Source organism: Cupriavidus sp. a3, assembly GCF_051015765.1.
GTDB lineage: Bacteria > Pseudomonadota > Gammaproteobacteria > Burkholderiales > Burkholderiaceae > Cupriavidus > Cupriavidus oxalaticus_A.
The window spans coordinates 2,232,253-2,243,889 of the sequence record NZ_CP170643.1; the positions used below are offsets into that span (position 1 = coordinate 2,232,253).

The window sequence follows — 11,637 nt, forward strand, 5'->3', positions numbered from 1 at the left end:
TCCTCACGCATTTCTGCGCCGGATCAGGGGTGCCGGCCGGGCTAGATCCGGTCGGCCACGCGCGGGCTGAGCACCTGGTTGCGGTTGTCCTCAGTGCCGGAATCCGCCGGCTGGTCGGCGAAGACCGTCTTGCGCCACATCTTGTATTCGTTCTCCACCCGTCCCTGCGGGGTCATGGTCAGCGTGCTCCAGCCCACGCCGTCGAAGTGATCGCCCGGATCGGCGCGAATCATCGGCTTGGTCAGCAGCGGCACGCCTTCCGGCGCGTAGGGCCATGGCCACGACGTGGCCAGCATGCCGATCGAGCGCACCTTGCCGATCTCGTTGTAGAGCACCTGGTGCGTATGACCGTGGATATTGGTGACGTTGGCGTAGGGCTTGAGGATTTCATGCGCCTCGCGCCAGTCGCGGATCCAGAAATTCCAAGGCGGGTAGTACTCGTACAGCGGCGTATGCGTGAACAGGATGACCGGGCTGCTCTTGGGCCAGTTCGACAGCGTGCTGTTGAGCCAGCGCATTTGCTTTTCGCCGATCGCCGACCAGGCACCACCCAGAGTGCCGTCGAGCGTGGCCATATGTCCCATGCGCTCTTTCGGCGTCATCTTGCGTGCCGTCCAAAAGTCAGGTGCGGCAGCGACCGTATTCAGGCCGATCACGCGCACGCCTTTGTGGTCGAAGGTCCAGGGCGTGTTGCCGAAGGTCTTGTTCCAGGTCGACCCCATGTCGAGGTACCAGTCGTGCTCGCCCGGGATGAAGACCTTGCGGACCTTCACTTCCTTCAGCAGTTCGGCGCCGAGTTGCAGCTCGACAGGATCGCCCAGCTGCGCCAGGTCGCCGCCGAAGATCATGAAGTCAGCCGGCGGATTCATCGCCTGCACTTCCTTGAAGGCGCGCACCGTCTTTTCCACGAAGCGGGAGTTGAGCTCCCTCGGATAAAGGTGCGTGTCGGAGACCCAGGCAAAGCGGAAGCTCTGCCCGGTTTGCCCGTAGGCCACCTCAAGAGTGTTCAGGAGCGGGAAGAACCCGCATGCGGCGGCGCCCGCAACGCCTTTGAGCAGCGCCTGGTGCAGGAATGTGCGGCGCGTCCATACTGCTGCGCCTTCCGGGCGATCGCCCGGACCGGCCAGGGTCCGGTGCAACTCGCGTCGTTCGAGTTGGAATGAGTTCATCTGGCGGTCCTCCGCCCCCCGGGGGATGATGAAGTTGGCAGCGGCGAAACTGAACGCGCTATTTCTTTTTCAGTTCGATCGAGAGTTTCGCGGTCTGGCCGCCGGCTACCGTGACTGGCGTCTCGGTATCGCCGGTGTAGTACTGCGTGGCAACCAGGGTGTAATTGCCTGGTGGAACGTCGTCGATGCGGAAGCTGCCGTCTTCGCCGGTCAGCGCGTAGTACGGGCTATCGGCGACATAGATGTGGGCCAGCATCCAGCCGTGCGCGTCGCACTCGACCCGGACCAGCCCGGGCCGCGGAAGTTCGCGCGTGATCTTGACCCCTTTCTCGGGTAGCGCAAGGTTGAATGCCGTGCGCTGTCCGTAGAAGCCGTGGGTATTGTGCAGTATCGGATCAGAGCTGGTGACTTCAAGCTTGCCGGCTCGGATCACCTGCACGGCAGGCTTGAAAATGCAGTGTTCCTGGTCGAGCACCGGGATCTTGTCGGGGGTACCCCAGGCCTTCCCTTTGGGCACTTCCTTCAGGTACACGACGGCATCCTGGACGCCTTTGCCGGCGCCCACGCGGATCTGTGGTTCATCGCGCGGGCCGCCGCAGACTTCGCGGTCCTTGGTGGGGATGATCTTGCGGATCGGGACGGTGCCCTGGAAAGTGACCTTGCCTTCGATCTTGCCGCCCCCGCTGACCGGGGCGACTTCATAGGCAAAGGTGGGGACGCTGAACAGGCTGAGTACTGCCAGTTGCATGCAGCAAGCTTTGCGAAGAAAGAAACACATGCTGTTTCCCCGCCTTTCAGCGCCATGCGGTGCGCTCACTCTTGTTGTTCCCCCCGGACATGCAAGGCGCAGCAGGATGCTATGGGTTGTCGCTGAAGCATAGTACGCAGGCTGCCCAATGCAAAGCGCAACGGACATTTGGTGCGGCAGCACGTGATGGGACGGACGCAGCCAGCCAGCGTGCGCTTGACAGTGCGTACTACCGTGGCCCGCTGTAGCTGCTTCAAGTCGCGTACAGCCACCTCAAGGCCTACGAGGCCCATCGGAGCCACTTTCGATAAACGAGGCAGACACCAGCAGGGTAGAACAGGCGGCGGTCACCGCGGACGCGCTCTAGCTCGATTGCCGGTTATTGATGTCGCTGATGGACCACGGCCGGGCGGCCGCCGACAGTTCACGCATGCTTGGTCCTCCTGGAAATTGCCGCAAGGGCAGGGCTTCGGGGGGGGGCTTTCATGGTGCGCGGCTCCCGGAGCGAATCCGGGATCACGCCGACAGTGCAGAGACTAGCATTTACCCTAATTAGTTTCCCGGCCACGTCACAGGCGTGCCGGCCGGGCACGCCGCCGATGAATGCCAAAGTGCTTGCGGAATCCCCTGTAAGGGACGGAAAAGCAAGGGAAATCGGGGTAGGAATATGGCGCCGGGGCAACCGCCAAACGGGCCGGCGAAGGCATCTGCGATGGTATGATTAGCCCCAATTCTCGGGCCGGGGGGGTATTTTGAGGCGCAGGCGGCACGCCGCGCCGGCTCCCGCGCAGCCCGGCTTCTGAACATTGCTATAGCCCCGATACCAGGCTGCGCGCGGTACCCAAGACGGACCGCTGGCGGCCGATACCACACGAGAAACCGTGCGACTATCCTCGATCAAGCTGGCGGGCTTCAAGTCATTCGTCGATCCCACCAATTTCCAGGTGCCGGGCCAACTGGTCGGCATCGTCGGTCCCAACGGCTGCGGCAAATCCAACATCATCGACGCGGTGCGCTGGGTGCTGGGCGAGTCACGCGCTTCGGAGCTGCGCGGCGAGTCCATGCAGGACGTGATCTTCAACGGTTCCACCGCGCGCAAGCAGGCCGGCCGGGCCAGCGTCGAACTGGTGTTCGACAACGCCGAAGGCCGCGCCGCCGGCCAGTGGAGCCAGTACGCCGAAGTGGCGGTCAAGCGCGTGCTGACCCGCGACGGCACCTCGTCCTACTACATCAACAACCAGCCGGTGCGCCGGCGCGATATCCAGGACATTTTCCTGGGCACGGGCCTGGGCCCGCGCGCCTACGCCATCATCGGGCAGGGCATGATCTCGCGCATCATCGAGGCCAAGCCCGATGACATGCGCATCTTCCTGGAAGAAGCCGCGGGGGTGTCCAAGTACAAGGAGCGCCGGCGCGAGACCGAGAACCGCCTGTCCGACACGCGCGAAAACCTGACCCGCGTCGAGGACATCCTGCGCGAACTCGGCACCAACCTGGAAAAGCTGGAAGGCCAGGCCGAAGTCGCCCAGCGCTTCAAGACGCTGCAGTCCGATGGCGAAGAAAAGCAGCACCTGCTGTGGCTGCTGCGCAAGCGCGAGGCGCAGGTCGAGCAGGAACGCCACCAGCGCGCCATCGAGCAGGCCCAGATCGACCTGGAAGCGCAGACCGCGCAGCTGCGCCATGTCGAGGCCGAGCTGGAAACCATGCGCGCCGCGCACTATGCCGCATCCGACGGCATGCATGCGGCGCAGGGCGCGCTGTACGAAGCCAATGCCGAGGTCAGCAAGCTCGAGGCCGAGATCCGCTACGTGGTGGAGTCGCGCAACCGCGTGCAGGCCCAGATTGCCGCGCTGACGGCGCAACGCGAGCAGTGGCAGGGCAAGGCCGAGCAGGCCACCGACGAACTGGCGCAGGCCGAAGAGAACCTGGCCGTGGCCGAGGGCCGCACGGTCGAGGCGCAGGAGGCGGTGGCGCACAAAAACGACGAGCTGCCGACGCTGGAAGGCCTGTGGCGCGATGCCCAGCAGCTGCTCAACGAGCAGCGCGCCGGCATCATGCAGGCCGAGCAGGCGCTCAAGCTCGAAGCCGCGCAGCAGCGCAGCGCCGACCAGATGCTGCAGCAGCTGGAGCAGCGCCGCGAGCGCCTGTCGGCCGAGGAAAAGGGCCTGGACCGTCCGGATGAAACCCGGCTGGAACAGGGCCGCGCCGAGCTGGCCGAGCAGGAGGCGCTGGTCGAGGAAGCCCAGGCCGTGCTGGCCGATGCCGAAGAAAGCGTGCCGCGCCTCGATGAAGAGCGCCGCGCCGCGCAGGCGCGCGTGCATAGTGAAGCCGCCGCGATCGCGTCGCTGGAAGCGCGCCTGCATGCGCTGCGCCAGCTGCAGGAGAACGTGCAGACCGACGGCAAGGTGCAGCCCTGGCTGGCGAAGCACGAGCTGGCCGAGCTGCCGCGCCTGTGGAAGAAGGTCCATATCGAGGCGGGCTGGGAAAACGCGCTGGAATCCGTGCTGCGCGAGAAGCTGAACGCGCTGGAAATTTCCAACCTGGACTGGGTCAAGGCCTTCCTGACCGACGCGCCGCCGGCCAAGCTCGCGTTCTACTCGCCCCCGGCCGCGGCCCGTCCGCTCGAAACGCCGGCGGGGCTGCGTCCGCTGATGTCGCTGGTGCAGATCACCGAGCCGGGCATCCGCGCAGTGATGCAGGACTGGCTGGCCGATATCTTCGTCGCCACCGACATGGCGCAGGCGCTGGCCACGCGCGGCACGCTGCCCGAAGGCGCGTCGTTCGTGGTGGCCCAAGGCCACCTGGTGGGCCGCAACGCGATCCAGATCTACGCCGCCGATTCCGAACAGGCCGGCATGCTGGCGCGCGAGCAGGAAATCGAAAACCTGCAGAAGCAGGCGCGTGCGCAGGCGCTGCTGTCTGACGAAGCCAAGACCCAGGCAGTACGTGCCGAGGCTGCGTACACGCAGGCCAGCCAGGCGCTGGGCGAGGCCCGCACGCGCGCCGAGCAGGCCACGCGCCGCGTGCATGCGCTGCAGATGGACGTGCTCAAGCTGTCGCAGGCGATGGAGCGCTATTCCGCGCGCAGCGGCCAGATCCGCGAGGAGCTGGAAGAAATCCACGCGCAGATCGAAGAGCAGCGCGCGATCCGTGCAGAATCCGAAGCCAGCTTCGAGCAGCACGACGCCGCGCTGGCCGAGATGCAGGCCTCGCACGAAGACCAGCAGATGGCCTTCGAGGCGCTGGACAGCAAGCTGTCGGCCGCGCGCCACCAGCTGCGTGACTTCGAGCGCGCGGCGCAGGAAGCGCTCTTTGCCGAGCGCAACCTGTCCAGCCGCATCGACGAACTGCGCCGCAATATCCAGGTCGCGGCGGACCAGGCCGAGCGCATCGCCGAATCGCTGGAGAACGCCCGCGCCGAGCTTGAAACCATCAACGAGCAGACCGCGCATACCGGCCTGCAGGATGCGCTGGAACTGCGCGCCGAGAAGCAAGCCAGGCTCACCGTCGCGCGCACCGAACTCGATGCGCTGTCGGCGCAGCTGCGCCAGTTCGACGAGCAGCGCCTGGCCGCCGAGCGCAGCCTGCAGCCGCTGCGCGACCGCATCACCGAGCTGCAGCTCAAGGAGCAGGCCGCGCGCCTGAACCAGGAGCAGTTCAGCGAGCAGCTGACCACGGCGCAGGTCGACGAAGCCGGGCTGGCGCACAAGCTCACCGGCGACCTGAAGCCGTCGTACCTGCAGGGCGAAGTCACGCGCATCAACAACGCCATCAACGCGCTGGGCCCGGTCAACATGGCCGCGCTCGAGGAACTGGCGGCGGCGCGCGAGCGCAAGACCTTCCTCGATGCGCAGTCGGCCGACCTGAACGACGCCATCAACACGCTGGAAGACGCGATCGCCAAGATCGACCAGGAAACCCGTGCGCTGCTGCAGGGCACCTTCGACCAGGTCAACCACCATTTCGGCGAGCTGTTCCCGTCGCTGTTCGGTGGCGGCCAGGCGCGCCTGATCATGACCGGCGAGGAAATCCTCGACGCCGGCGTGCAGGTGATGGCGCAGCCCCCGGGCAAGAAGAACTCGACCATCCACCTGCTGTCGGGCGGCGAGAAGGCGCTGACCGCGATTGCGCTGGTGTTTGCGATGTTCCAGCTCAACCCGGCGCCGTTCTGCCTGCTGGACGAGGTGGACGCGCCGCTGGACGATGCCAACACCGAGCGCTACGCCAACATGGTGGCGCGCATGTCGGACAAGACTCAATTCGTTTTCATCTCACATAACAAGATCGCCATGGAAATGGCTCATCAACTCATTGGCGTGACCATGCAGGAGCAAGGCGTTTCGCGGATCGTGGCCGTGGATATGGACGCGGCGGTTTCGATGGCGGAGGCAGCATGAGCCGTAAGCAGGAGCCCCGAGACCACAATGCTGTGACCAACATGGGCGCTTTGGAGATTGCAGCATGAAGCTGAACATGGACCTGCAGACCGCGCTGATCGTCGCGGGTTTGGTATTCCTGGTGCTGCTGTTTGGCTACAACCAGTGGCAGATCCGCAAGGCGCGCCGTCCGCGCGAGCTGAGCCCCGAGGACGACCTGCCGCCGATGCGCGAGCCGGTGGTCGGCCAGGCCACTGCCCCGGAGACCGCGGCGCGGCTGCACGAGGCCAACGCCGAGTCGGTGCAGCGGCGCGAGCCGACGCTGGCGCCGGGCACGCCGGCAGCATCGTCGCAGCCCAACCACGTGGCCGCCGCGGCCGCGGCCGCGGCCAGCACCGCCGATGCTGACGAGGCCGTGGCCGAGGAAGTCGCGGTGGCTGCCGGCGTGGTGCAGGCCGAGCCCGGCGCCGCGGCCGGCGACGCCGAGGCCGAATCCGCCCCGGCGACGGGCCCCGCGGTGGCCGATGCGCCGGCACCCGCTGCGGCGCCCGTACCCGCCCCAGCGCCGGCACCGATCCCGGCCCCGGTTCCGGCCCCGCTCGCCGCCGTTCCCGACGGCCAGCCCGCGCCGGCCGTGGTCGATCCGCTGATCGACTGCATCGTGCCGCTGCACCTGGAGCGCAAGGCCTCCGGCGACCGCATCCTGCCGCTGACCGGGCGGCTGCGCCGTGCCGGCACCAAGCAGGTCCATATCGAGGGTCTGCGCGCCGAAGCCAATGCCTGGGAACCGGTCACCGCCGGCCACCAGTACGAAGACCTGCAGGTCGGCGTGCAGCTGGCCAACCGCAGCGGCCCGCTCAATGCGCTGGAGTTCTCCGAGTTCATCACCGCGGTGGAATCGCTGGCCGAGGCGCTCGACGCCTCCGCCGACCTGCCCGACATGAGCGAGACCGTGGCCAACGCGCGCGAACTGGATGGCTTTGCCGCCGGCAGCGACGTGCAGCTGGGCGTCAATGTGATTTCCGACGGCGCGCCGTGGTCGGCCGCCTACGTGCAGAACGTGGCCACGCAGGACGGGCTGGTGCTGTCGCGCGACGGCACGCGCTTTATCCGCTATCAGGCCAATGCCGAAGGCGTGCAGCGCCCGCTGTTCACGCTGCAGTTCGGCGATACCAACTTCCTGCGCGACGACCTGACCGTCAAGTCCGGGCGCCAGATCACGCTGCTGCTCGACGTGCCGCTGGCGGACCAGGGCGCCAGGCCGTTCAAGACGGTTTGCGAATACGGCAACACGCTGGCCCAGCGCATGGGCGCGCAACTGGTCGACGACAATATGCGCCCGCTGACCGAAGCCTCATTCATCGCCATCTTCAGCCAGCTGGAAACGCTGTACCAGAAGCTGGAAGCGCGCGGCATGCCGGCCGGCTCGCCGGTGGCGCTGCGCTTGTTCAGCGTCTAGCCGGAGCCTGCCATGACCGCAAAACCACGCGGCGCGCAGGCTGAAGCCTCCGCGCCCGCCGGCGGCTTGCCGCCCGAAGCCGCAGCCAGGCGCGTCGCCTGGCTGCACGACGAGCTCAACCGCCACAGCTACCAGTACTACGTGCTGGACGCGCCCACCATCCCGGATGCCGAGTACGACGCGCTGTTCGCCGAACTGATGGCGCTCGAGCTGGAGCATCCCGAGCTGCAGTCGCCGGATTCGCCCACGCAGCGCGTCGGCGGCGAGGCGCTGGCCGCCTTCGACACGGTGCGCCACCGCGTGCCGATGCTGTCGCTGAACAACGGGTTCGCCGACGACGACGTGCTCAACTTCGACCGCCGCTGCGCGCAGGGCCTGGGCCGCACCGCACCCGCGGCGGGCGAGGCCGACCTGTTCAGCGCGGCTGACGCGGTGGAGTACTCCTGCGAGCTGAAGTTCGACGGGCTGGCCATGTCGCTGCGCTATGAAGACGGCCGGCTGGTGCAGGCCGCCACCCGCGGCGACGGCGAGACCGGCGAGGACGTGACCGTCAACGTGCGCACCATCAAGGCGATCCCGCTGAAGCTGCGCGGCCAGGCGCCGGCGGTACTGGAAGTGCGCGGCGAGGTCTTCATGTATCGCCGCGATTTCGACAAGCTCAACGCGCGCCAGGCGGAAGCCGGCGAAAAGACCTTCGTCAATCCGCGCAACGCCGCTGCCGGCAGCCTGCGCCAGCTCGATCCGCGCATCACCGCGAAGCGGCCGCTGTCGTTCTTCGCCTATGGCCTGGGCGAGCTGCAGGGCGTGGACCGCCCGCCCACGCACAGCGCCATGCTCGACGGCTTCGATGCGCTGGGCCTGCCGGTGTGCAAGGAACGCGCCGTGGTCAAGGGGGCGCAGGGATTGCTCGGTTTCTACCGCGATATCGGCGAGCGCCGTGATGACCTGCCATACGATATCGACGGCGTGGTCTACAAGGTCAACGCGCTGGCCGAGCAGGACCGGTTGGGCTTTGTCTCGCGCGCGCCGCGCTTTGCGCTGGCGCACAAGTTCCCGGCGCAGGAAATGACCACCATCGTCGAGGACATCGAGGTGCAGGTCGGCCGTACCGGCGCGATCACGCCGGTGGCGCGGCTGCAGCCGGTGTTCGTCGGCGGCGTGACCGTGACCAATGCCACGCTGCATAACGAGGACGAGATCCGCCGCAAGGATGTCCATATCGGCGACACCGTGATCGTGCGCCGCGCCGGCGACGTGATCCCGGAGGTGGTGGCGGTGGTGGCCGAGCGCCGTCCGGCGGATGCGCGCGCCTTCGTGATGCCGACGGCCTGCCCGGTGTGCGGTTCGCATATCGAGCGGCTGGAAGACGAGGCGATCGCGCGCTGCACCGGCGGCCTGATCTGCGCGGCACAGCGCAAACAGGCGCTGCTGCATTTTGCGCAGCGCCGTGCCATGGATATCGAAGGGCTGGGCGACAAGGTGGTCGAGCAGCTGGTGGACCAGGGCATCGTGCGCACGCCGGCCGACCTGTACAAGCTTGGCGTGGCCAAGCTGGCGGCGCTGGAGCGCATGGCCGACAAGTCGGCGACCAACCTCGTCGCGGCGATCGAGGCGTCGCGCGAGACGACGCTGAACCGCTTTATCTTCGCGCTCGGCATCCGCCACGTGGGCGAGGCCACCGCCAAGGATCTCGCCAGGCATTTCGGCAAGCTCGACGGGCTGATGGCCGCCGACGAAGCCGCGCTGCTCGAGGTCAACGACGTCGGCCCGGTGGTGGCGCAGTCGATCGCGCACTTCTTTGGCGAGCCGCATAACGTCGAGGTCATCGAACAACTGCGCGCCGCAGGCGTACACTGGCCGGAGAGCGAGCCGGCCGCCAGGACGCCGGCGCCGCTGTCGGGCAAGACCTTCGTGCTGACCGGCACGCTGCCGACGATGTCGCGCGAGGACGCCAAGGAATTGCTAGAGGCCGCGGGCGCCAAGGTGGCGGGCTCGGTGTCGAAGAAGACCGACTATGTGGTCGCTGGCGCCGAAGCCGGCAGCAAGCTGGACAAGGCCGAGGCGCTGGGCGTGCCGGTGCTGGACGAGGCCGGCATGCTCGCGTTGCTGGCAGAAGCGGGCGCCGCGCCCGCGCAGGATTAGACCGGGGAAACAGCCATGATCCGCGAGATTCTCAAGATGGGCGATCCGCGCCTGCTGCAGGTGGCGCGGAAGGTCGAGCGTTTCAATACGCCCGAACTGCGCACGCTGATCGAAGACATGTTCGACACCATGGACCACGCCAACGGCGCGGGGCTGGCCGCGCCGCAGATCGGCGTGGACCTGCAGGTGGTGATCTTCGGCTTCGACCGCAACCCGCGCTATCCGGATGCGCCGATGGTGCCCAAGACGGTGCTGATGAACCCTGTGCTGGAGATGCTGTCGGACGAGCTGGAAGACGGCTGGGAAGGGTGCCTGTCGGTGCCCGGCCTGCGCGGGGTGGTGCCGCGGCATGTGCGGCTGAAATACAGCGGGTACGACCTCATGGGCAACCGGATCGAGCGGGTTGCCGAGGGCTTCCATGCGCGCGTGGTGCAGCATGAGTGCGACCACCTGCAGGGCATTCTTTACCCGATGCGGATCCGGGATTTTTCGCGGTTTGGGTTTACCGAGATCCTGTTTCCGGATTTGCCGGCCAATAGCGACGAGTGATCGCCTGCTGCCGGTTTGCTCCCCTCTCCCGCAAGCGGGAGAGGGAGCACGCAATCGGTACAGACATGAGGCTGTGGCAATTTGCCAAAGTCTGTCAAAAAAAGCGGCCATCGCGGCCGCTTTTTTCACATCAGAACTTCTCGAACTGCCCCAGGAACCGCCACTTCCCCGGCGGCAGGTCGCCCAGCACCACGCGGCCCATGCGCACGCGCTTCAGGCCAACCACTTCCAGCCCGACCTGCTCGCACATCCGGCGGATCTGGCGCTTGCGGCCCTCGCGCAGCACGAAGCGCAGCTGTTCTTCGTTCTGCCAGCTGACCTTGGCCGGCTTGAGCAGCACGCCGTCCAGCGACAGGCCATGGCGCAGCAGCTCGAGCTGGTCGGCGGGGAATGCCTCGCTGACATTGCGCTCGACCGCACCTTGCGGGCCGTGCCAGACCACGCGCACCAGGTACTCCTTCTCGACGTTCGAATCCTCGCCGATCAGCGCGCGCGCGACGCGGCCATCCTGCGTCAGCACCAGCAGGCCGGTTGAGTCGATATCGAGGCGGCCGGCGGGCGCCAGGCTCTTGCGTTGCCACGGCGCGAAACGCTTGCGCGACGGGTCGCCTTCCCACTGGTTCTCGGCGGTGAACAGCACCGCGGCGGGCTCGTAGCCGTCCTCGGCCTGGCCGGAGACGTATCCCACCGGCTTGTGCAGCAGCACGGTGACGCGCTCGCCCTGTTCGGAGCGCGCTTCCTGCAGGATCTCGATTTCGGCATCCGGGCGGATGCGGCTGCCCAGCTCGGTCACCGGCTTGCCGTCGACCAGCACCCAGCCGCGCGGAATCCATTCATCGGCTTCGCGGCGCGAGCACAAGCCGAGTTCGGACATGCGCTTGGACAGGCGCACCAGGCCGTCGTCATGGGTAGCCTCGGGCGCGGCATCGGCGCGGGCGGGCTGCTGCGGGCGCGGGGCCGGTGCCTGCGGCCGGGAGGTGCCGGCGGTGCGGATGCGGTCCGCGGCATCGCTGAAGCGGCGCGCCGGCGCCGAGCCTTCGTGGCGGCGTTCGCCGGTGGGGGCAGGGCGACGGGGACGGTTTTCGTCGTCGCCGTAGCGCCGCGGACGGTTGTCGTCATCGCCAAAGCGCCGCGGCGGACGCGACTCATTGCCTTCGAAGCGACGCGGGCGGGCTTCGCCGCGGTCGTCGCCAT

General features: G+C 67.3%; 7 protein-coding genes. 4 read left to right on the forward strand and 3 right to left on the reverse strand.

Annotated elements, in window-relative coordinates:
- Positions 1-41: 41 nt before the first annotated feature.
- Positions 42-1,169 carry a metallophosphoesterase family protein gene (locus tag ACAD63_RS10895; RefSeq protein WP_133096317.1) on the reverse strand — a complete coding sequence of 376 codons (1,128 nt, stop codon included), beginning with the start codon at positions 1,167-1,169 and terminating at the stop codon, positions 42-44.
- Positions 1,170-1,227: 58 nt separating this feature from the next.
- Entirely contained in the window at positions 1,228-1,917 is a 690-nt protein-coding gene (locus ACAD63_RS10900; protein ID WP_205751632.1) for a carboxypeptidase regulatory-like domain-containing protein, read from the reverse strand.
- Positions 1,918-2,798: 881 nt separating this feature from the next.
- Here ACAD63_RS10900 and smc point away from each other — a divergent pair.
- The 4 genes from smc to def all read left to right on the forward strand — a co-directional run bounded on the left by smc (position 2,799) and on the right by def (position 10,443).
- Positions 2,799-6,314 (forward strand): chromosome segregation protein SMC, encoded by a 3,516-nt coding sequence (gene smc / locus ACAD63_RS10905; RefSeq protein WP_434033941.1) that lies wholly within the window; start codon positions 2,799-2,801, stop codon positions 6,312-6,314.
- Positions 6,315-6,378: 64 nt separating this feature from the next.
- Positions 6,379-7,752 (forward strand): cell division protein ZipA C-terminal FtsZ-binding domain-containing protein, encoded by a 1,374-nt coding sequence (locus tag ACAD63_RS10910; RefSeq protein WP_135705375.1) that lies wholly within the window; start codon positions 6,379-6,381, stop codon positions 7,750-7,752.
- A gap of 12 nt (positions 7,753-7,764) precedes the next feature.
- The gene (gene ligA, locus ACAD63_RS10915; protein ID WP_195427624.1) at positions 7,765-9,894 is read left to right on the forward strand and encodes an NAD-dependent DNA ligase LigA; all 2,130 of its coding nucleotides are present in this window, start codon (positions 7,765-7,767) and stop codon (positions 9,892-9,894) included.
- Positions 9,895-9,909: 15 nt separating this feature from the next.
- Entirely contained in the window at positions 9,910-10,443 is a 534-nt protein-coding gene (def, locus tag ACAD63_RS10920) for a peptide deformylase (protein WP_133096312.1), read from the forward strand.
- A gap of 130 nt (positions 10,444-10,573) precedes the next feature.
- Here def and ACAD63_RS10925 read toward each other — a convergent pair.
- A partial coding sequence (locus ACAD63_RS10925) for a pseudouridine synthase (protein WP_434033942.1) occupies positions 10,574-11,637 on the reverse strand: 1,064 nt, incomplete at its 5' end.

Coding starts and splice junctions, on each gene's coding strand:
- ACAD63_RS10900 (WP_205751632.1), bottom strand. CDS start 1,917: ATGCAACTGGCAGTACTCAGCCTGTTCAGCGTCCCCACCTTTGCCTAT.
- def (WP_133096312.1), top strand. CDS start 9,910: ATGATCCGCGAGATTCTCAAGATGGGCGATCCGCGCCTGCTGCAGGTG.
- ACAD63_RS10910 (WP_135705375.1), top strand. CDS start 6,379: ATGAAGCTGAACATGGACCTGCAGACCGCGCTGATCGTCGCGGGTTTG.
- ACAD63_RS10895 (WP_133096317.1), bottom strand. CDS start 1,169: ATGAACTCATTCCAACTCGAACGACGCGAGTTGCACCGGACCCTGGCC.
- ligA (WP_195427624.1), top strand. CDS start 7,765: ATGACCGCAAAACCACGCGGCGCGCAGGCTGAAGCCTCCGCGCCCGCC.